This window comes from Paenibacillus terricola (genome assembly GCF_014779765.1).
Classification (GTDB): domain Bacteria; phylum Bacillota; class Bacilli; order Paenibacillales; family Paenibacillaceae; genus Paenibacillus_T; species Paenibacillus_T terricola.
The window spans coordinates 1,130,158-1,150,542 of the sequence record NZ_JACXZA010000001.1; the positions used below are offsets into that span (position 1 = coordinate 1,130,158).

The following is a 20,385-nucleotide window of genomic DNA, read 5'->3' on the forward strand; positions in this document are numbered from 1 at the left end:
AGCGTTTATCCTCCTTGAATCTTTGCACGTGTCTGTGGATGGGTTGGAATCCAGGTCCTCACACTGAAACGTCTTTCGGTTTGGTAAGTCATTGTACCGCCAACGAGCGCAGCACGCTCTTGCATCCCCCGCAAACCAAGTCCGTTTGTTACAGGCTCCTCAGGCAATGATCCATCATTATCGACAGACAATACTATACCATCTGGCCGAAAATCCAAATCTACCGAAACATGCGACGCACCGCCATGACGAACGGCATTCGTGATGGCTTCCTGCGCATTACGATATAGTACATATTCGATGCTTGGGTACAGCGGCTCCGGACGTCCCGTAATCGTAAAAGATAGCTCAATTCCAAGCATGTCACTAGCTTCCCGGACAAGCTTGTCGAGCGAGTAGACGCGGCTCTCCTCATCGGATGCCGACAGCTTACGCACCGTATGCCTCATACGATCCATGCTGTCTTGAAGCTGGTCGCGCATCTGTTCAACGGTGCCGCGCGCACGACCTACATCGTGGTCGAATAGATGCAGAGCGGCTTCCGCCATCATTTTGACCCGAATCAACCGATGTCCTAGATCATCATGAATGTCTCTCGCGATTCGATTGCGCTCTTCTGTCTGTGCGTACAGCTCAATCTGTGCAGCGTACTCCACGACACGCCGCCTTGCGGCATCCAGTTCTTCGTTCTGCATCGCGAGTTGATCGTATAATTGCTCCGTCCGATTCCGTTTCTCGTCATATTGCTTCGCAGCAGTCAGGACAGCAGATAACAGCATCCACAATAAGCAAGCAGTAAACATCAGCTCCGGTTCCCTGCCGTTCATCGCACTGAACTGAACAGCAAGTCCGCTTATTGCCCACACGGATAAGCTCCTCGGCTTGAACGAAAGCGAATAGATGGCGATCAGGGTAGAGTACGGCATCAAGAACAGATAGCCGTCCCACTTATAGGACATAGCCCCTAAGCCGATTAGCTCGCACGCAGCAAGAAACGCAGCTAGACGCGGAAATAGTTCACCAAGCTTCACCGCGAGCACGGCGAGCAGGACGCAGATGACGAAGAGGCTGGTCGACAAATCGATGGGTCGTGCCAACAATGTTGCGGCTGCGGGGATGATGATGAATAAATGGCGTAGCCATGTCATGAGCAGCGTCATCAAGGTGAGTCTCCATCTGACTTTTTGAACAATTATAGCATAACTTTCTTCCGGTTCGGATGAGGTTTGGATGAAGATGACTTTCGTCATATGCAGTTGATGACTTTCTATACCTGTCGGCGCGAAGTCCTCATTATACAATGGGATCAATAGATGAGAGATGAGGAGTGGAGCGAAACGATGAACGCATTTGTAAATTTCCGCGATGTTGTGAAGAAGTACGATTCGGTAATGACGGTGAATCATCTCACCCTTGAAATAGAAGAAGGAGAAATTTTCGGGCTGCTTGGTCCTAACGGTGCCGGCAAGAGTACTTCGATCGGGATGTTGTCTGGGCTAATCGATATAAATGGAGGGGATATCACGGTTGGCGGAAGCTCGATTAAGAGCAGACCGATCGATGTCAAACGTCAGATCGGTCTTGTCCCGCAGGAGCTGGCGATCTATCTGAACCTTACCGCCAGAGAAAATGTAACGTTCTTCGCTAAGCTGTATGGGCTGCGCGGCAAGCTGTTAAAGGAACGAGTGGACGAAGCGCTGTTATTCGTCGGATTGCTGGACCGTGCGAAGGATAAGCCCTCGACGTTCTCAGGTGGCATGAAGCGCCGGCTGAATATTGCTTGCGCGATCGTCCACCGTCCGAAACTTATCATTATGGATGAGCCGACGGTCGGCATTGATCCGCAGTCCCGCAACCATATTCTTGATTCGGTTCGGACACTCAATCGGCTAGGCTCGACGATTATATACACGAGTCATTACATGGAAGAAGTTGAAGCGATATGCTCGCGAGTTGGTGTAATGGATCAAGGCAAGCTGATTGCCTGCGGAACGAAGGAACAGCTTCGTCTGCAAGCAGGTCAAGACACGAAGCTGGCGTTCGAACTGGATCGCGAAGAGCCGCAGGCATTAGAGGAGATCAGCAGTCTGCCGCGCGTTAAGCAGGCGGGCTCCGTCGGTGAAGGGATTATCGAGGTCATCTGCAAAGATTCGGCTGCGATTTTGCAAGATATTCTTTTTATTTTCCACAAGCACGGGATTTCACTTCGAACGATGACACGCACTGAGCCAGGACTCGAGACGTTGTTTCTGCAATTAACGGGCCGATCGCTTCGCGATCAGTAAGGATAGGGGAGGAGATCGAACATGCATGCATTCTTAACGGCAGCTAAATATCAGATACTCGCATTCAGCCGGATGCGCAACCTCGTATTGACGTTGTTCCTTCAGCCGCTTGTCCTTATTCTGCTGCTAGGTCATGCGTTTGGCGGGGAGATGAAGCCTGCCAAGGTGGGTCTTTTTATTGAAGATACAGGCTCGTTAAGCAGCTCCGTCAATGACTATTGGCATTCGGATGCAATAAAGCAATACGCACGGGTTGAATCTGTACAGTCAGAGGAAGAGACGCTTCAATCCGTAGAGAGCGGTCGATACGATTATGGCATCGTCATTCCAGAAGGTTTCTCGGCTGATATCGCAGCAGGGAAACCAGCGCACTGGGTATTGATGCCGGGTCATGACGATTCTCGCAACATCGCCGTGCGGGCTGTGGCTGATCGGTATTTGTCAGAGATGAACTTGAGGCAGGCGGCAGCGATCAATGGCATCGGCAATGCCGCGAATGCAGAAGGGGCAGCGGCAAGTACGAACACGGACGCTTCGGCAGAGACTGTACAAGTCGGAACGCTCGGAGCGAGCGCAGGCCATCTGTTCGGCACTGTGAACGCCAATCAGTATTACGCAGTTTCGAATCTGATTATGTTTCTGCTGTATGCGGGATTGACCGGAACGATCGCTTTGCAGAACGAGAAGCAGAACTTCACCCTGCAGCGAATTTATACGCAGCCATCTCGCTTCAATATGGTCGTCTACGGGAAGTTGGCAGGCGTTGTCTGCTTCGGCATTGCTCAGTGCATTGTCATTATTGCATTCACAACCTTCGTCTACGATGTCGATTGGGGCAATCGACTCGATCTGACTGCGTTAGTTTGCCTACTATCGATTGCAGCAGGAATCGGTCTTGCGATCGTGATCGCTTCGTTCTTCAAATCGAATCAAGCGTTCCGCTCCTTCTACAGCATCTTCATCTTCGTTGCGACCTTCTTAAGCGGAGGTATGGTGGCGAATTTGACAGGGACGATTGGCGAGCTTGGCAAGTTTACGCTTAATTACTGGTCGACCAAAGGATTGCGAGGCATTATGAACGGCGCTCTCGGCGCCGAGCTATGGATGCCGATTGGGATGCTTGCTCTAATAGCTGCCGTTCTGCTCGCAGTAGGCGCAGCAAGAATGTCAAAGGTGGTGAAGGTCAATGCCTAGTCTAACGATTGCGCAGCTGCTTATTCGCCGTGTCTTGTCCACAAGGCGAGATGTTTTTATGAGTCTTCTGCTCCCGGCTTTTGTGCTCGCAGGTATTGTTGCCTTGTTCGCATCGACCACTGATACAGAACCGAAGATTACGATCTTAAACCAAGATAAAGGCTCCTATGGAGCAATGATCGGCAAGCAGCTCGAGCAGGAACCGAAGTATGATATTGCGACTGTTGCATCGGGATCGGATGAGCAATTGAAGCAATCGATCGAAGATGGGGATATCAATGCCGCCATTATCATTCCGGCAGATTACTCCGATCAGCTGATAGCCGGGAAGTCGCCATCGATTGTGTTCTATCGAATGAATGAACAGCTGTGGAACGCATCGCTTGCCTTATCATTAGAAGCGGAGACGGAGCGAATGTCTCATGCAGCTGCTCTTTTGGCACAAAACAATCAATTGACTAAAGAGAGTCTAGACGAGCTGCTGGCAACGGTGCACGAGAATCGGATCGCGACGCAAGCTGCTGATATGCAGATCGGCGAGACGATCGCCAATCCCGAAGTGATCGGTTTGATGCTATTATTCGTTCTGCTGCTCGTCATGCGTTCGATTTCATTAATTATGGAAGATCGCGAGCACCGGACGATGGCGCGCATGTTCACGGCTCCTGTCCGAGGATACCAAATTGCGTTGGGCAACTTCCTCGGTATCGTTGCGGTAGGGACGCTGCAGCTATTTATAATGGTCTGCCTATGCTGCTACCTATTCGGTTATGACCCAGGCTTCTCGCCTTTCATGCTGTTCCTGCTCCTGGAATGCTTCCTTATCACTTCGGTTGGTCTAGCGAGTGCCATCGCTGGACTTGTGCGCAACAGCATGCAGCTGAGCAATATCGGCAACCTTGTAATAACTCCAACCTGTATGCTTGGCGGATGCTTCTGGCCGATCTCCATTATGCCGGACTTTATGCAGAAGCTTGCGAATTTCACGCCCCAGAAGTGGCTGCTGGAAGCTGCCGACCGATTATCAGGCGGCGGAAGCATCAGTACGGTTGCTGTACCTGTCCTTATTATATTGTTATTCGCAGTGGTGCTGCTTGCATTCGGCGCAGTGGTGCTGCGGCCCAGCAAACAGGCTATTAGTGGTTAATTACAACGTAACATGAAGGGGGACGATGCGGCCGAATAGGCTGTATCGTCCTGTTTTCGTTCCACTCACGAATAGGTTCGAAATTTCGGACGCGCAGAGCAAGAACTTTTTTTGCCGAAGATGGATATTGGAGCGGGGAGGGTGAATAGGATGACAATACCCCTCTTCTTCAACAAGTAATTGTCACAGCACGCGCTGGATGGTCGATCTGTCTACGGCCGAGACAAATCGGGCGCTCCAACGTTCAAAAATAGTCAATAATCCAAGTTGCCAGAACATAAGATGAAGTATAAACTAGATACGAGAGGTAATTGTCAGAACATTTCGCCAATTACTGATTGATTATCTCCGAAGCAAGGGAGGGATTGCCGTTGAACAAGAGCCACGAAGTTGAATATTGCAATTTGGAGCTGCGATTCGACCGCCGGCAAATCCAGAATCTCATTCGGGATCTGATTCAGGAAGGCTACTCTCTGTATTGGAGCGAAACGGAATATCAATTTCTAATCTCGATTCGTACGGGGCGCAAGCTAGTCAAGCTGCGATTCCAGCGCATCAAGCAGCGTTACAAGATTGTTGGCGACTATTTGATTAAGGACGAGAAGTTGTCGGAGTTAATTGAGAAGCTGATCAACGACACACGCGGCCACGCGGTCGTGAAGCGGATTAAAGATCGTCAAATCGTAATCGAGAACATTATGTTCGGTGAAATTATACGTTTAGTGGAGGTGTCCGGCATGGAACATCGGATTATTTATCAAAAAAAACCGTTTGTAACGATCGAAGAGATGATTCAGGCGTTCCAGTCGAAAAGAGCGGAGGAACGAGCGGTTGTTCTGCGCTACGAGCTCGACTATGAGTTGTCGGTACTGTACGAGGCGTTGTCGAACAATGATGAGGAGACGGTTGCATCGTCGAAGGAGAAGCTTGTCGGCCTCCGTTCGGAGATGCTCCAGCTGGAACTGTGACGAATTGCGGATAAATATAGCCAGGAAGTTACGTGAAGCAGGGGAGGCGGCCAACATGGCGTCGAACCTGCTTTTTCCATATAAGAATTTTTAATTTTCGAGTGAATTTGGAAAGGATATTGGCGAGGCGAAGCGGGGACGTTCATCCCTGAATTTTCTCGATAGAGGGTTTCTCATTTGGCGTAGAATAACAAAGACTTAATAATGCGATTAGAAAAAGTAATGAATGAAGGCGCTTTTTTCCTAAACGACAGTTTTCATCAGCGGATAAAACGAGTACAATAGGTAGTATTGTGAAACAAATTATGTGAGATAAAGGATGGAAGAAACAGATGTCTAAACAGCAAATCGGCGTCATTGGCCTTGCAGTAATGGGCAAAAACCTGGCCCTTAACATTGAGAGCAGAGGATTCACTGTATCTGTATACAACCGCTCCCGTGAGAAAACGGACGATCTGATGCAAGAAGCAGCAGGCAAAAACCTGGTGCCTACGTACTCCATTGAAGAGTTCGTAGCATCCCTTGAAGTTCCACGCAAGATCCTGATCATGGTTCAAGCTGGCGCAGGTACGGATGCAACGATCGATTCGCTCGTTCCTCACCTGACGGAAGGCGACATCATCATCGATGGCGGCAATGCATACTTCCCTGACACGCAGCGCCGCAGCAAAGACCTCGAAGCTAAAGGCTTCCGCTTCATCGGCACGGGCGTATCCGGCGGCGAAGAAGGCGCACTGAAAGGTCCTTCCATCATGCCAGGCGGACAAGAGTCGGCTTACAAACTGGTTGAGCCAATTCTGACGGCAATCTCGGCTAAAGTTAACGGCGATGCATGCTGCACATATATCGGACCAGACGGCGCAGGCCACTACGTTAAGATGGTTCACAACGGCATCGAGTACGGCGACATGCAGCTCATCTGCGAAGCGTACAACCTGCTGCAATCGGTTCTTGGCCTGGATGCTAAAGAACTGCACGAAATTTTCACGGAGTGGAACAAAGGCGAACTCGACAGCTACCTGATCGAGATCACGGCTGACATCTTCTCCAAATACGACCCTGAGACGGGCAAACCGATGGTTGACGTCATCCTTGACTCCGCTGGCCAGAAGGGCACAGGCAAATGGACGAGCCAAAGCTCGCTCGACCTGGGAGTTCCGCTGTCGATCATCACGGAATCGGTATTCGCACGTTTCCTCTCCGCAATGAAAGAAGAGCGCGTTCAAGCTAGCAAGCTGCTCAAAGGGCCTAAGCCTGCTCCATTCCAAGGCGACAAAGCTGCATTCATCGAGAACGTGCGCAAAGCGCTGTTCGCGAGCAAAATCTGCTCGTACGCTCAAGGTTTCGCACAAATGCGCGCGGCATCCGACGAGTACGGCTGGGACCTGCGTTACGGCGATATCGCAATGATCTTCCGCGGCGGCTGCATCATCCGTGCACGCTTCCTGCAGAACATCAAAGACGCATACGACCGCAACCCTGCGCTGTCCAACCTGCTCCTCGATCCTTACTTCCAAGAGATCGTCGAGTCGTACCAAGGCGCATGGCGTGAAGTTGTCGGAACGGCTGTGGCACAAGGTATCCCAGTGCCATCGTTCGCAAGCGCGATCGCATACTTCGACAGCTACCGTACGGAGCGTCTGCCTGCTAACCTGCTGCAAGCGCAACGCGACTACTTCGGCGCTCACACGTTCAAACGTCTGGACAAAGAAGGCACGTTCCACCACAACTGGATGAGCAACTAATTGCCTGAGTGGGTGAGGAGGATGGGGGTTGTCCTAATGTAACGGGGACGACACGCCTTCCACTGCATCCTTCAGCCAACGGCGAAGACGGTCGACCTCATGGTCGCCACTCTTGCGCTGGATGAGGCTCATGGACGCTTCGGCGAACGAATGAAACGTTTTAAGCAAATGTGGCTGCGACAGATCCATTAACTTTGGGTCTGCGTCAGCCACTTTCTTTTTAATAAATTCCAGCAGCCAGATAACATCATCGCGGCAGAGCGGATAGCTGCTGTCCAGCAGACGGTTGACGCGTTCCGCGGCAGGATTATTTCTTGAATTCGACGTTGGATTGACATTCATGAACGACGGCCCCTTCCACTTCATATGTACTACTATCATCTCTACGGCAAAAGAAAGATTTTTATACACGGCTTTACGGAAAAAATGGTATGATAAGGCGGTATGCGCTTACGAAGACGCGTACGTAGAAAGCAATTTGCTAAGCATATGCTGACGAAGAAAGCAGTTTTAGGGGGATTATGGATGAGTGGACAACCCAATCCACAAACGGCTGCACCTAACAAAGGCACATTCAACAAAATCGTCCTCGTTGGTTTCATGGGGACAGGCAAATCGACGGTGTCGCGGCTGCTCGCAGAGCGGATGGGCTGGCAGCGAATCGATTCAGATGAAGAGATTGAACGCCGGTCAGGCAAGTCAATCCCCGAACTGTTCGCTGAAGGTGGAGAAGATTATTTCCGTGATGTAGAGACAGCTGCCTTGCAGGCGCTCATGGCATTGGAACAACCATCAGTTATTGCAACAGGCGGTGGTGCCGTACTGCGCGAGGCCAATCGGGCTTGCATGCTGAGCAACTCCTTCGTCGTTGCCCTTAAGGCAGACGAAGCACATATTATTGCACGTGTGGGCAATGACCCTTCAAGACCGCTGCTGCAAGGAGATGCAACCGCTAATGTACGGCGTTTGCTCGATGCACGCAGAACGGCATATGATTTTGCCACATTGTCGATCGATACAACCGGTCTAACCCCGGATGAGGTGTGCAGCGCAATTATTGAGCAGTGGACAACTTCTACTTCTACATAACTTTAAAGGAGAATCGACGAATATGGATGTTATCGTAACCCCAACACCAAAGCTTCAAGGTGATATTCAAGCACTCTCTTCTAAGAACTATACGACTCGCTACCTGCTTGTAGCAGCACTTGCAGAAGGTACGAGCACGGTGTACTATCCCGCACATAGCGAAGACAGCGATGCAATGCGCCGCTGCATTCGCGACTTGGGCGCGACGATTGAAGAGGATGATGAGAAAATCGTCATTACCGGCTTCGGCAGCCGCCCAAGCAATGTGAAAGAATTGAACGTAGGCAATGCAGGTGCGGTACTTCGTTTCTTGATGGCAATCGCATCGCTTAGCCCTGAGATTACGTTCGTGAATACGTACCCGGATTCGCTCGGCAAGCGCCCTCATGACGATCTGATTGATTCGCTGCAGCAGCTTGGTGCACAGATTGAGCACCGTGAAGGCAAACTGCCGATTACGATTCGCGGCGGCAATCTGAAAGGCGGCAAAATCACGGTATCCGGCAACATCAGCTCGCAGTTCCTTAGCGCACTGCTATTCCTGACGCCGCTTCTTGAAGAAGATAGCGAAATCGAAGTGCTGCACGATCTCAAATCGAAGATCGTCATCGGTCAGACGCTCGAAGTTATCGAGCAAGCCGGTATCGTTATTCATGCCAGCGAAGACTTGATGCACTACCGTATCCCAGGCCGTCAGAAGTATGCTGCGAAGACGTACCGCGTGCAAGGTGACTACCCAGGTTCTGCAGCGGTTCTTGCTGCTGCAGCGGTTACGGAATCCGATGTTACGCTCCGCGGTCTCGAAGAGAAGAGCAAGCAGGGCGAACGTGCGATCGTTGACGTGCTTCGCATGATGGAAGTACCTCTTACGCATGAAGACGCGGTAGTTCGCATTCAAGGCAACAAGAAGCTGAAAGCAGTGGAATTCGACGGGGACGTTGCAACGGATGCTGTGCTTGCGATGGTAGCAGCAGCTGTATTCGCTGAAGGCACTTCCCGTTTCTATAACGTTGAGAATCTTCGTTACAAAGAATGTGACCGTATTACGGACTACTTGAATGAGCTTCGTAAAGCTGGCGCAAACGTAGAAGAGCGCCAGAGCGAGATTATCGTCCATGGCCGTCCTGAAGGTGTAGAAGGCGGCGTTGAGATCGATGCGCACTACGATCACCGTGTCATTATGGCGCTGACGATCGTAGGCCTGCGCTCGCAGCGTCCAATCCGCATCAAGGATGCGCATCATGTTGCGAAATCGTATCCAATCTACTTCGACCACCTGAAGGCGCTTGGCGCGCAAGTGGAATGGGTGGAGTAATATTTGATGAACTCGGATATATTGCAATAGGGCAATATAGATGATGCTTATACGATCATTACATGGTAGGGCAGGAGGGCTTTGAACATGGCATATGCACATCCTTCTAGAGAGCAGCTGAAGGAGCTGTTGGAGCGTTCGAATACGATCGCAGTCGTCGGCTTGTCCGACAAACCGGATCGTACGTCTTATATGGTGTCACAAGCAATGCAAGCGAAGGGGTATCGGATTATTCCGGTCAATCCTAACGCCGAGACGATTCTTGGCGAGAAAAGCTACGCGACGCTTCGCGACATTCCAGAACCTGTCGATATCGTCAACGTATTCCGACGCAGCGAGCATACGCCGCCAGTAGCCGAGGAGGCTGTTGCAATCGGCGCGAAGGCATTGTGGCTGCAGCTTGGCATAGCCAATGAGGAAGCAGCTGCCACAGCACAAGACAATGGCCTGTTCGTTGTAATGGATCGCTGCATCAAGGTAGAAGATTCCATTCTTCTCCCGCACGGAAAAACAAAAAAATAATGTGATATTATTCGATGTCTCTTCCCATAATAAAACAGGTTTCCGACATGGTACAGCGGCGATGACGCACTGTTTTGTGAAGCCCACTTATGCAAGCATCTGAGGAGGATGACATCGAATGTATCCAGTTAACCAGCAAGGTTCGCAGTTCCAGTCCAATTTCCAACAGCAGCAACCGAATCAAGCAGGCCACTATGTACAGTCCCATTACCAAGGCCAATTGAGCCAACCAAGCTTCGGTCAACCAGGTGTTATTCCTTCAGGTTATCAATCGAACAGCCAACACAACTATTCCAACCAATCGGCGTTCGGCGGAAATCAACACTACCAACAATATACGCCGATGAGCCAATCGCTTGGTCCTGTTATTTCTCGCGTGGGCTGGCAAGCAGGCCCGGACCTGCATCAACAGCATCAACAGCAACAGTATCAACAACATATGCAACAGCCTCAGCAGTCGCATAGCTATTCGCAAGCGCAAACGGGAGGCCAATATGGCGTAGGTCCAGTGATTTCCCGTTATGGTTACCAAGCGGGTCAAGACAGCATGGGTCCGGTTAACCAAGTGTTCAATCAACAATCGAACCAATCAAATCAGGCTAACCAAGGATTCTACCAGCCGCAGCATTTCGGTGCGTCCCATATGAACGCAGGTTATGCTGCACAAAGCCACACTGGCCAGCATCCGGTATATGAGGCGACGAACGCGTATCAGCAAGCAGGTCCTGTTATTTCGCATTTTGGCGGATATGAATCGAATCAGCACTAAGTGTAGATGAGGCAGTGAACGAGGGCTGTTTTCGGCGATAATGCTGAAAACAGCCTTCCTTATCGTACACACCTCTTTGACAAAACGCACAGCAGCGCGTACGATCTTTAAAGGACGGCGACAGTCGTTTCACCTTGAACAAATGAGAGGAGGCAGCAGCGAGTGAACATCCTCGGACGGCTGCAGCAGCTCGGCAGATCATTCATGCTGCCAATGATCGCTCTGCCTGCAGCATCCATATTTCTTAGCTTAAGCGTGCTGCCATGGGACCGGATCCATCTGCCTCAGATGGCGGACTATCTGGCTTTGGCGAGCCAGGCTATTTTTACATTCTTGCCGTATATATTTGCAATAGGCGTTGCACTTGGCATGTCCGGCAATGCAGGAACGGCTGGAATGGCAGCACTTGTCGCTATGTTTATTTATAAGGGGATTACGAATGCCGGTAATCCGGAGATCGAACCAACCGTAATGATCGGTGCGATTATGGGCATTGTTTCTGGATTAAGTTACGAACGTTTCAAAAATATCAAGCTTCCCGAATACATACAGTTTTTCGGCGGACCTCGGTTTGTCCCGTTGTTTGTCAGTGTGTTTGCAGTTATTTTCTCATCCATGATGGTTGGCGCAAGTGATGATATTCAGAACGGCTTGATTCGTTTAGGGGAAATTGTTGATTCTGCCGGCGGGTTTGGCGTGTTCCTGTATGGATTTATTCATCGGATACTCGTTGTGTTTGGCTTGCACCATCTGTTGAACCACGTTTTCTGGTTTCAGGTTGGCGGCTACACAGCGCCGGACGGCACGGTTACCTTCGGCGATCTGCCGCGCTTCTTCGCAGGAGATCCAACCGCAGGGGCTTATATGGCAGGACTGTATCCAACGATGATGTTCGCACTGCCCGCAATCGCGCTCGCGATTATTCAGGAAGCGCGTGAGGACTTGAAGCCCAAAATTCGCAAAACGTTCCTAACGGCTGCTCTTGCTTCATTCTTAACAGGCGTTACCGAGCCAGTGGAATTCGCATTCTTATTCGTTGCGCCGTATTTGTTCGTCGTGCATGCCCTCTTATCAGGTGTCATGATGTGGGTGACATATGAGCTCGGTATTCGCCATGGATTCTCGTTCTCGGCAGGTGCCATTGATTATGTACTTAATGAGCATCTGGCAACGCGAGGGTGGCTTATCATTCCGATCGGTCTTGTTTTTGGCATTATTTACTATGTGTTGTTCCGTTGGGCCATTCGACGGTTTCGCATTCCAACGCCTGGACGCGAGGAAGGCTCTCAGCTCGATGAATGGGCGGGAGATATTCCTTACCGTGCACCACTTATTCTCGAAGCAATCGGCGGCAAAGAAAACATCGTACAGATGGAAGCTTGCATTACCCGACTTCGCCTGAAGGTGGAAAGCGAGAAGCAGTTGGACATTAACGCCCTGCGGAATCTTGGCGCAGCGGGTGTAATCCGGCTTGGCGGTGGACATGTGCAGGTTGTGTTCGGCACATTCTCTGAGCTGATCAAGGAAGAGATGAATAAGGTCATTCGCAATGGGCAATCGCAAGTTTTGTTCTGTTCGCCTATGCAGGGCCGTATGATGCCTTTGGAGGACGTGCCGGATCCTATTTTTGCTGGCAAGCTGGTTGGGCAGGGCGTTGCGTTCATGCCTGACAGGGGAGAGCTTGTTTCACCGGTGAAAGGTACTGTCCTCATGATCTACCCGACGATGCATGCCATTGGCATCCGGTCCGAGTCTGGACTCGATGTTCTGCTGCATATCGGAATCGAGACTTCGAAGTTGACGGACAAAGGTTATTTTCAAGCGGTTGTGCAAGAGGGCGAGACTGTCATGCCAGGACAGCTGCTCATTCGGTTTGATCTAAATCGCGTGCGCAAGGCGAGCAAATCGCTTGCGACACCGATGGTCATTACAAATTCCGATATGGTCAAGACGTGGCGCTTCGCACCATTCAAAGCGGTGAAGAAGGGTCAGGCTTCGATTATGTCGGTCGTCTTAACAGAGAGAGACGGTGGGGGGAGAAGCGATGATTAACGGAATTGGTGCATCGCCTGGAATAGCTATCGGCAAATCGTTCGTTCTACCCAACTGGGAATGGGAAATGACCGACCAAAAAATCGATGTCGCGGATTTAGCCCGCGAGTTCGATCGCCTATATGAGGGAATACGCACTTCGAAGTTTGAGATCGAGCAGATGAAGGATGAGCTTCGAGAAGTTGTTGGACCTGCGGAGACGACGATTTTTGATGCGCATCTGGCGATTCTGGATGATCCAGCTTTTATGAATGAAATACAAGGGATGATTCAGCGGCAGTACAAGGCGGCAGAGGTGGCGGTGAAAGAAGCGATCGACCACTTCGTTGCCATGTTCGATCTGCTTGACGATGAGTACATGAAGGAGCGTGCGCTCGACATCAAGGATGTCGGCAACCGGTTGCTGAAACATCTGCTTGGCGCACCTGAGATTACACTGCCTTCAGATACGCAGCCGTTCATCCTAGTAGCGAAGGAACTCTCGCCTTCTCAGTTGGCCCATCTGAACCCGCAGCACGTGTTAGGCATCGTAACGTTGTCGGGCAGCACGACATCGCATTCTGCCATCATGGCGCGCGCGCTGGGTATTCCATTAGTTGTGGGTCTTGATATCGATGAAATGCAGGATGACCCGTTCCAGACGGGCGAGATGCTTGTCATCGATGGCTCTGAAGGTATCGTTATCCTTGATCCGTCCGTTGACGAAGTAAAGCACTATAGCGAACTGCAGAAGCAGGAGCGCGAGGACCGTCAGCGGCTTCGCGGCTTCGCTAACGTGCAGCCAGTTACGCCGGACGGCAAGAAGCTGGAGCTTGCAGCGAATATCAGCTCGATGAAGGAGCTGGAAGTTGCGCTTAGCAGCGGTGCGCATGGCGTCGGACTTTTCCGTACCGAGTTTCTCTATATGGATCGGCAACGTTTTCCGCGCGAGGATGAGCAGTTCGACGTATATCGCAGCGTAGCGGAGCGGCTTGACGGCAAACCGTTAATTATTCGCACCCTTGACGTTGGCGGCGACAAACAGCTCGATTATTTCGATCTGCCGGAAGAAGATAATCCGTTCCTAGGTTATCGCGCCATCCGGATTAGCTTGGATCGGACGGATCTGTTCAAGACTCAGCTAAGGGCAATCGTTCGGGCGAGCCATTATGGTCAGGTCAAAATCATGTACCCACTCATTTCTTCCGTTGAAGAGGTAAGAGCTGCGAATCGGCTGCTGAAGGAAGTGATGCAGGAACTGAGAGCTGAAGGTTTGCCATTCGACGAAGGTTTGCAGACCGGTATTATGATTGAGCTTCCGGCAGCTGTGCAGATCGCGGATCTGCTTGCGGAAGAGGTTGATTTCTTCAGTATTGGCACGAACGATCTTGTTCAGTTCACGCTTGCTGTTGACCGTATGAATGAGCAAATCTCTTACATGTACGATCCTTTCCATCCGGCCATACTGCGAATGTTAAGAATGACGGTTGAAGCAGCGAAGAGCAAAGGCATCAAGGTTGGCGTATGCGGGGAAATGGCAAGCGATTTGTGCGCGCTGCCGATATGGCTTGCGCTGGACGTTGACGAGCTCAGCATGTCTGGGCATGCGATTCTTGAGTTGAAGGAACGACTGCTGCGCACTTGCCAGCAGGAGAGCCAAGAGCTGTTCGCGGAGCTGCTGCGCTGCCGTACTAGCGTGGACATCCACGACAAGCTTAAAGCTTATGATGCGTCGATCCAATGACTGTGGGGTAAATAAGAGCAGCCGGCCTTTCCATGCGCTTGCAAGGAGGACCGGCTGCTATAGTCTTATCCGCGTGCACGAAGCGCTTCGACGAAGGCTTGGCCGTATTCGGGAAGGTCCGGCGGCCTGCGAGCGGAGATGAGGTTGCCGTCGACAACAACGGGCTCGTCGAACCACTGCGCACCTGCATTTTCCATATCGTCGCGAATCCCCGGGGTGGATGTCACTTTGCGTCCATGAAGAATTTTCGCAGAAATCAGCACCCAGCCTGCGTGGCAAATTTGGCCGATCGGCTTGTTCTGTTCGTTAAGCTCCCGCACGATCTCAAGCACCTTCGGATATCGGCGAATTTTATCAGGCGCCCAGCCGCCAGGCACGAGCAGGCCGTCAATCGCTGCGCTGTTCAATTCGTCATAGGACAAATCGGCTGTTGCAGGGACGCCATATTTGCCAATATGGGTCTTGCCTTTGACTGGTCCGGCGTACAATACTTTGACGCCTTCCTCTCGTACACGGTATACCGGGTACCACAATTCCAAATCTTCAAACTCGTCATCAAGCAGGCAGATGACCGTCTGGTTATGTAGGCTCATTCTAGTGAACTCCTCTCCATTCCATATGATGGGTAATACAGGGTAACGCTTATTGTTGGATGAGCACTTCAATTGTAACGAAGGTGAGGCAATGAAGCAATCGCGGCTGCGGTTATATCGTTTGCTGCCAGCTGTGCTGGTGATGGCTGCTATATTCTGGTTATCCGATCAGCCGGCAAGCGAGATGAACACTGTTTTTCTTCCATGGTTCCAGGAATTATTCCCTTCTATGGAGGGTTTTGATTGGGGACATTATGCTGCCTACTTTGCGCTTGCGCTGGCATTTGATTATTATGGCGGTAAAGGGTCAGATCGTGTGTCGGCTAAACTCATCATTGTCTTATTATGTACGCTGTACGGCATAACGGACGAATATCATCAGCAGTTTGTGGAAGGGCGAACGCCGGATTATCATGACCTGCTGCATGATGCGATTGGAGCGAGCGCCGCTGTACTGCTAATTAGCATTCCGACATTAAGACGGTGGTGGCGGCGTGTGGCGAACTAGCAAAACTTACATGCGTTTATGAGAAGGATTTTATATAACAAAAGTCGAATCAGTTTTACGTTGCATTAAAGCGGCGTACTGCCCTTCAGGTGAAGGAGTGACTTTTGTTGCTGAAGACGTGTTCATGCGGTGAAACGATGCGAATGAAGCTTCGTACCGTCATTTATTCGAGTAAAGTGGAAATCGATAACGTTCCCGTGTATACTTGCAAAGCGTGCAGCCGCAGTGAGGTGTATACTGTGGTCAAGACTGATTTGACCGGACTGATCGGCAAATTAGGCGCGCAGCCAGAGAAACAAACTTTTCGTTTCGATGATTGGAACGAATGGGCGAATTTACTTGTGGAAGCATTCGATGTTCATAAGAAGCAGCCGGACCCGGCATTGATCGATCGGCTAGCAGGTGAACGGATCGATATGCTGCTGGACCTTTATTCGCTTGCCGAGAAAATCGGTGACAATGAGTGGAAGAACGATATTTCGAAACGTTTGACGCAGCTCAGTCATACAGCCTCCATACATAGAAGCGCCATCGCACCGTAAACACTAGGGTATACTCATTAGGTTGAATGGATGTGAATGCGATTCGTTAGGGGGATTTGACATGTCTCACTATGATGTATTAACCACCTTAGAGCAGTGGGAAACTGCGACAGCAGCGACCGATAAACCGCTCTTCATCTTCAAGCACAGCACGCGCTGCCCAATTAGCGCTGCGGCGTTCGCGGCTTGGAAGAAGTGGGTGAACGAACATCAGGAGAGCGGCATACGTCAAACACTCGTGCATGTTGTGGAACACCGTCCTGTATCGAATGCTGTTGCAGAGCGGACAGGAATTACGCATGCATCCCCGCAAGCGATTCTGATCGTGGACGGGAAGTCGGTTTGGAATGCCTCGCACTGGCATATTACGTATGATTCGCTAGAGGAACATCTCCGTGAACATTGCGGAAAGTAAATTTTTGTCGTATCATTACGGTAAAATGATGTGCGATAAAATACGAAGCAATGGAGAGAAGGACCGTGACGGTAACCATTTATGATGTAGCAAGAGAAGCGGGCGTATCCATGGCCACAGTATCGCGGGTTGTGAATAATAACCCCAATGTGAAGCCGCAGACGCGCAAGAAAGTATACGAAGCGATCGAACGCCTTGGCTATCGTCCGAACGCTGTAGCACGCGGCTTGGCCAGCAAGAAGACAACGACTGTCGGCGTAGTTATTCCCGACATTTCGAATGCGATCTTTGCTGAAGTCGCGCGCGGTATTGAAGATATTGCCAACATGTATCATTATAATATTATTTTGTGTAACGCCGATAAGCGCAAAGAGAAAGAAATTCGCGTCGTTAACACGCTCCTGGAGAAGCAGGTCGATGGTCTGCTGTTCATGGGCGGGGCTGTAACGGACGAGCATCTGCAAGCGTTTAAGACGGCGAACGTACCCGTTGTTCTCTGCGCGACGACGGACGAGCATGGCGTCATTCCTTCCGTTGATATCAACCATGAGGAAGCTGCTTATGATGCTGTCCGTACGCTTATTGCGAATGGTCACCGCCGCATTGCGATGATCAGCGGTACACTGCAGGATCCGTCGAACGGCTATGCCCGTTACCACGGCTATAAGCGTGCGATTGAAGAAGCAGGCATTACGTATGATGAGTCGCTCGTTCGTACGGGCAACTATCGTTATGAATCCGGCGTCGAAGCGGTCAAATATTTCTTGGAGCTACCAGAGCGTCCTACTGCGGTATTCGCAGCTACGGATGAGATGGCAATTGGTGCAATCCACAGCATCCAAGATGCTGGCTTGAAAGTTCCTGAGAATATTTCGGTCATCAGCGTGGATAACAGCCGTATGGCGTCGATGGTACGTCCACAGCTTACGACGGTTGCACAGCCAATGTACGATATCGGAGCTGTATCGATGCGCCTTCTGACGAAGCTGATGAAGAAGGAAACTGTCGAGCAGGCCAAAGTTATTTTGCCGCACGAAGTCATTACACGCAATTCGGTAGGCGGAGTAGTCTAACGATTGGTGTAATGTATTTAGATACAATAAAGGACAGCCTCGTACTTAGCGAGGCTGTCCTTTATTGTTTATTTGCAAGCTTTTCCGAAATAAAAGCAACTGAGTAGCTGTTTATTTCCATCAACACACTAAAAAGCTCGAACAAGAGTTGTACCCTCAGGGTACGCGACTCTCAGCACGCTGTCACTAAACATCACCAACAGTCCCTGGCACGCCCCTTCCGGGGTCCAGGGGACGGGAGTCCCATGGGGTCCTCCCTTGCAGGGAGGATTTAGGTGGGTAGATAAACTGGGTTACATGGCCCCCGCCGAGGGGAAAATATATTATTAAATCTAAATTTTTTAGTTTTTGAAATAAGGGGTCCCAGAGGCAAAGCCCCTGGAGTCCTCCCTATGAGGGAGGACATAGGTGGGTTACTTCTGTAGGACACGACTGCATGTAGCCTGATTAGCCGCTTGAATCGCGTCTCTGCGCGGCATAGGCGTCCATTGCAGCAGATCGTCCAGCCATTCCTCAGGTAACGCGTCAATGCCGCCAGCTTCGTCAGCCCACGCTTGGCGCCAATCCTCTGACAAGGTGAGAGGTGACTCAGCTGAGGTTTGAATCCGGGCTAGAAGCGGATGATCGGTCATAGCCAGCCAGACGAACGACCATGCGCGTGGGACAACGCGCCACTTGTCATAGCCTCCGCCTCCTAATGCGACCCATTTGCCGTCCGTATAGCGGTCTGCAAGATCGCGGATGACGAGCGGCATCTCGTTATAAATACGCATGCTGCAGTGCATATGGGAGAGTGGGTCGTAGGCATGCGCATCACAGCCGTGCTGGCTAACAATGATGTCCGGCTTGAATAAGCGAGCTGCCTCTTCTACCGTAGCTCGAAAGCTGTCCATCCAAGAGTCGTCCTCCGTATAGGGCTCCAGAGGGACATTCATACAGGCGCCAATGCCGCTGTCCGTTCCCCGTTCGTGAAGGAAACCGGTGCCAGGGAACAGAAATTTGCCCGTCTCATGGATCGAATAAGTAAAGACCGAGGCATCGTCATAAAATACCCATTGGACGCCATCGCCATGATGAACGTCGGTGTCGATGTACAAAATGCGCAGATCGTTCTGAGCCTGTACTCGCTTAATAGCGACTGCAGCGTCATTGTAGACGCAGAAGCCGGAACCGCGGTGCGGGAAGGCGTGATGCAGCCCGCCAGCCATATGAAAAGCACGTTTGGCTTGTCCGCTTATGACAGCCTCAATGGCACAGATAGATCCTCCGGCGATTGCGGCAGCTGCTCCGTGCATTCCTGGAAAATATGGCGTATCTTCATCCGATAAACCGTATTTATCAGCCGCAGCTGCAGCGTCTGCAGGCGGCGCTGGCTCGCTTAGCTGGCGAACAGCTTGTACGTAATCTGGCCGGTGAACGGTAAGCAGTGCCTCATCATCCGCAGGCTGAGGGATAATGATGTCGTCGGGTTCCAGCGCATTGCAGCGGATAAGCAAATCGATCGTCGACTGCAGACGGGTCGGGTCGAAGGGATGATGCTCGTGAAATCGGTAGAGCTCTGCGTCAGGATGATGGATGAATACGGCCTTCGCCGACATGGACGATCCTCCTAAAAGCAATTTGCTTTCTTCATCGAAATAACTACTTGCAAGCAAATTGCTTGCTTCGTAAGCATATACTTGGCAATTGCTTTTTAATACATGAACCTTTGGCGGAAACGTACCCGGTCGAATTGTTCGACTGATGACAGCGGTACATCAGGCCCTACGCGAACCATCAGGCAATTGGCGGGGTGAGAGCATATCTCGGGATCATCTGTAGCGAACCAGACCATTCCGATGGACTGCATGACGCGTTCCATCATCGAGCGGTATTCCCAGACGCTAAGCTTCATCCCTTCGAGATCCCAATGCCAGTAATATTCGGTTGTATAAACGATCATTCGATCCAGCTGTCCTTCTGCGAACGCAGTCTGGATCATATGCTTGCCAATGCCGCCGGAACGGTAATTCGGCGCGACTTCGACTGCACCTAGTTCGACTAGATCTTCCATATTCGCATCGGACCATCTCTCAAGCTCGTCAGGATAATGGAACGTAACGTAGCCTACGATGGTGTCGTCGTCGATACACGCGATAATCCGTCCTTCCGGCAAACCGGCGATCTCGATCAGCGCCTCCAGCTGCTCAGCCGGACGGCGAAAAGCGTGCAGCTGCTCATGCATGTGCAATTGACGCAGCCGCTCAGGCGGAATAGGCCCTTCAATGACGAGCTCACGGTCACGAATGAGGAGTGTAAGCCGCTGGTACACCTTCAAATGTTCCAACTGATCACCTTCTTTTGTGTCATACGGAAATGAACAGCTTACCTAGCATAATGATGGCATGTTGAAAAGGATATTGTTGCTGTACGACTCTATGGTATAATAACATACATGCAAATGAA

At 50.9% G+C, this 20,385-nt stretch carries 20 protein-coding genes; 15 read left to right on the forward strand and 5 right to left on the reverse strand.

The window, feature by feature from the left end:
• Positions 1-5 precede the first annotated feature (5 nt).
• On the reverse strand, positions 6-1,160 hold the full coding sequence (locus H8B09_RS04940; protein WP_224753258.1) for a sensor histidine kinase: 1,155 nt from the start codon (positions 1,158-1,160) through the stop codon (positions 6-8).
• Between the two features lie 180 nt (positions 1,161-1,340).
• On the opposite strand from H8B09_RS04940, the gene H8B09_RS04945 reads away from it, so the two are divergent.
• The 5 genes from H8B09_RS04945 (at position 1,341) to gnd (ending at position 7,339) form a co-directional block, all read left to right on the forward strand.
• Positions 1,341-2,285: an ABC transporter ATP-binding protein gene (locus H8B09_RS04945; protein ID WP_191202319.1), complete on the forward strand. Its 945-nt coding sequence runs from the start codon at positions 1,341-1,343 to the stop codon at positions 2,283-2,285.
• A 21-nt stretch (positions 2,286-2,306) separates the two neighbouring features.
• Complete coding sequence (locus H8B09_RS04950) at positions 2,307-3,479, forward strand: ABC transporter permease (protein WP_191202320.1); 1,173 nt, start codon at positions 2,307-2,309, stop codon at positions 3,477-3,479.
• Positions 3,472-4,626: an ABC transporter permease gene (locus H8B09_RS04955; protein ID WP_191202321.1), complete on the forward strand. Its 1,155-nt coding sequence runs from the start codon at positions 3,472-3,474 to the stop codon at positions 4,624-4,626. The genes H8B09_RS04950 and H8B09_RS04955 overlap by 8 nt, the downstream gene beginning before the upstream one ends.
• A gap of 371 nt (positions 4,627-4,997) precedes the next feature.
• Complete coding sequence (locus H8B09_RS04960) at positions 4,998-5,594, forward strand: YkzI domain-containing protein (protein ID WP_191202322.1); 597 nt, start codon at positions 4,998-5,000, stop codon at positions 5,592-5,594.
• Between the two features lie 332 nt (positions 5,595-5,926).
• Complete coding sequence (gene gnd / locus H8B09_RS04965) at positions 5,927-7,339, forward strand: NADP-dependent phosphogluconate dehydrogenase (protein ID WP_191202323.1); 1,413 nt, start codon at positions 5,927-5,929, stop codon at positions 7,337-7,339.
• 33 nt (positions 7,340-7,372) lie between these two features.
• On the opposite strand, the gene H8B09_RS04970 is transcribed toward gnd, so the two are convergent.
• Positions 7,373-7,681, reverse strand: a complete 309-nt coding sequence (locus H8B09_RS04970; RefSeq protein WP_191202324.1) for a hypothetical protein — start codon at positions 7,679-7,681, stop codon at positions 7,373-7,375.
• A gap of 183 nt (positions 7,682-7,864) precedes the next feature.
• Here H8B09_RS04970 and H8B09_RS04975 point away from each other — a divergent pair, with 183 nt between their 5' ends.
• The 6 genes from H8B09_RS04975 to ptsP all read left to right on the forward strand — a co-directional run bounded on the left by H8B09_RS04975 (position 7,865) and on the right by ptsP (position 14,809).
• The gene (locus H8B09_RS04975) at positions 7,865-8,428 is read left to right on the forward strand and encodes a shikimate kinase (RefSeq protein WP_191202325.1); all 564 of its coding nucleotides are present in this window, start codon (positions 7,865-7,867) and stop codon (positions 8,426-8,428) included.
• A gap of 22 nt (positions 8,429-8,450) precedes the next feature.
• Entirely contained in the window at positions 8,451-9,743 is a 1,293-nt protein-coding gene (gene aroA, locus H8B09_RS04980) for a 3-phosphoshikimate 1-carboxyvinyltransferase (protein WP_191202326.1), read from the forward strand.
• Between the two features lie 87 nt (positions 9,744-9,830).
• Positions 9,831-10,265 carry a CoA-binding protein gene (locus tag H8B09_RS04985; RefSeq protein WP_191202327.1) on the forward strand — a complete coding sequence of 145 codons (435 nt, stop codon included), beginning with the start codon at positions 9,831-9,833 and terminating at the stop codon, positions 10,263-10,265.
• A 118-nt stretch (positions 10,266-10,383) separates the two neighbouring features.
• Positions 10,384-11,034 (forward strand): hypothetical protein, encoded by a 651-nt coding sequence (locus H8B09_RS04990; protein WP_191202328.1) that lies wholly within the window; start codon positions 10,384-10,386, stop codon positions 11,032-11,034.
• Positions 11,035-11,196: 162 nt separating this feature from the next.
• The gene (locus tag H8B09_RS04995; RefSeq protein WP_191202329.1) at positions 11,197-13,086 is read left to right on the forward strand and encodes a glucose PTS transporter subunit IIA; all 1,890 of its coding nucleotides are present in this window, start codon (positions 11,197-11,199) and stop codon (positions 13,084-13,086) included.
• The gene (gene ptsP / locus H8B09_RS05000) at positions 13,079-14,809 is read left to right on the forward strand and encodes a phosphoenolpyruvate--protein phosphotransferase (RefSeq protein WP_191202330.1); all 1,731 of its coding nucleotides are present in this window, start codon (positions 13,079-13,081) and stop codon (positions 14,807-14,809) included. Before H8B09_RS04995 ends, ptsP begins: the two co-directional genes overlap by 8 nt.
• A gap of 65 nt (positions 14,810-14,874) precedes the next feature.
• Here ptsP and H8B09_RS05005 read toward each other — a convergent pair whose 3' ends face one another.
• Positions 14,875-15,402, reverse strand: a complete 528-nt coding sequence (locus H8B09_RS05005) for a type 1 glutamine amidotransferase domain-containing protein (RefSeq protein ID WP_191202331.1) — start codon at positions 15,400-15,402, stop codon at positions 14,875-14,877.
• Positions 15,403-15,493: 91 nt separating this feature from the next.
• Between H8B09_RS05005 and H8B09_RS05010 the strand changes: the two genes are divergently transcribed.
• The 4 genes from H8B09_RS05010 (at position 15,494) to ccpA (ending at position 17,940) form a co-directional block, all read left to right on the forward strand.
• Positions 15,494-15,910: a VanZ family protein gene (locus H8B09_RS05010; RefSeq protein WP_191202332.1), complete on the forward strand. Its 417-nt coding sequence runs from the start codon at positions 15,494-15,496 to the stop codon at positions 15,908-15,910.
• 107 nt (positions 15,911-16,017) lie between these two features.
• Positions 16,018-16,452 (forward strand): hypothetical protein, encoded by a 435-nt coding sequence (locus H8B09_RS05015; protein ID WP_191202333.1) that lies wholly within the window; start codon positions 16,018-16,020, stop codon positions 16,450-16,452.
• Positions 16,453-16,513: 61 nt separating this feature from the next.
• A complete protein-coding gene (gene ytxJ, locus H8B09_RS05020; protein ID WP_191202334.1) occupies positions 16,514-16,867 on the forward strand; it encodes a bacillithiol system redox-active protein YtxJ in 354 nt (117 codons plus the stop codon).
• Positions 16,868-16,932: 65 nt separating this feature from the next.
• Positions 16,933-17,940: a catabolite control protein A gene (gene ccpA, locus H8B09_RS05025; RefSeq protein WP_191202335.1), complete on the forward strand. Its 1,008-nt coding sequence runs from the start codon at positions 16,933-16,935 to the stop codon at positions 17,938-17,940.
• A 413-nt stretch (positions 17,941-18,353) separates the two neighbouring features.
• On the opposite strand, the gene H8B09_RS05030 is transcribed toward ccpA, so the two are convergent.
• Entirely contained in the window at positions 18,354-19,538 is a 1,185-nt protein-coding gene (locus tag H8B09_RS05030) for an acetoin utilization protein AcuC (RefSeq protein ID WP_191202336.1), read from the reverse strand.
• Positions 19,539-19,633: 95 nt separating this feature from the next.
• On the reverse strand, positions 19,634-20,266 hold the full coding sequence (locus H8B09_RS05035; RefSeq protein ID WP_224753260.1) for a GNAT family N-acetyltransferase: 633 nt from the start codon (positions 20,264-20,266) through the stop codon (positions 19,634-19,636).
• Positions 20,267-20,385: the final 119 nt, after the last annotated feature.

Excerpts from the sequence above, each read along its gene's own strand:
- H8B09_RS04940 (WP_224753258.1), bottom strand. The coding sequence starts at position 1,160 with ATGACGCTGCTCATGACATGGCTACGCCATTTATTCATCATCATCCCC.
- H8B09_RS04945 (WP_191202319.1), top strand. The coding sequence starts at position 1,341 with ATGAACGCATTTGTAAATTTCCGCGATGTTGTGAAGAAGTACGATTCG.
- H8B09_RS04950 (WP_191202320.1), top strand. The coding sequence starts at position 2,307 with ATGCATGCATTCTTAACGGCAGCTAAATATCAGATACTCGCATTCAGC.
- H8B09_RS04955 (WP_191202321.1), top strand. The coding sequence starts at position 3,472 with ATGCCTAGTCTAACGATTGCGCAGCTGCTTATTCGCCGTGTCTTGTCC.
- gnd (WP_191202323.1), top strand. The coding sequence starts at position 5,927 with ATGTCTAAACAGCAAATCGGCGTCATTGGCCTTGCAGTAATGGGCAAA.
- H8B09_RS04970 (WP_191202324.1), bottom strand. The coding sequence starts at position 7,681 with ATGAATGTCAATCCAACGTCGAATTCAAGAAATAATCCTGCCGCGGAA.
- H8B09_RS04975 (WP_191202325.1), top strand. The coding sequence starts at position 7,865 with ATGAGTGGACAACCCAATCCACAAACGGCTGCACCTAACAAAGGCACA.
- aroA (WP_191202326.1), top strand. The coding sequence starts at position 8,451 with ATGGATGTTATCGTAACCCCAACACCAAAGCTTCAAGGTGATATTCAA.
- H8B09_RS04985 (WP_191202327.1), top strand. The coding sequence starts at position 9,831 with ATGGCATATGCACATCCTTCTAGAGAGCAGCTGAAGGAGCTGTTGGAG.
- H8B09_RS04990 (WP_191202328.1), top strand. The coding sequence starts at position 10,384 with ATGTATCCAGTTAACCAGCAAGGTTCGCAGTTCCAGTCCAATTTCCAA.
- ptsP (WP_191202330.1), top strand. The coding sequence starts at position 13,079 with ATGATTAACGGAATTGGTGCATCGCCTGGAATAGCTATCGGCAAATCG.
- H8B09_RS05005 (WP_191202331.1), bottom strand. The coding sequence starts at position 15,402 with ATGAGCCTACATAACCAGACGGTCATCTGCCTGCTTGATGACGAGTTT.
- H8B09_RS05010 (WP_191202332.1), top strand. The coding sequence starts at position 15,494 with ATGAAGCAATCGCGGCTGCGGTTATATCGTTTGCTGCCAGCTGTGCTG.
- ytxJ (WP_191202334.1), top strand. The coding sequence starts at position 16,514 with ATGTCTCACTATGATGTATTAACCACCTTAGAGCAGTGGGAAACTGCG.
- H8B09_RS05030 (WP_191202336.1), bottom strand. The coding sequence starts at position 19,538 with ATGTCGGCGAAGGCCGTATTCATCCATCATCCTGACGCAGAGCTCTAC.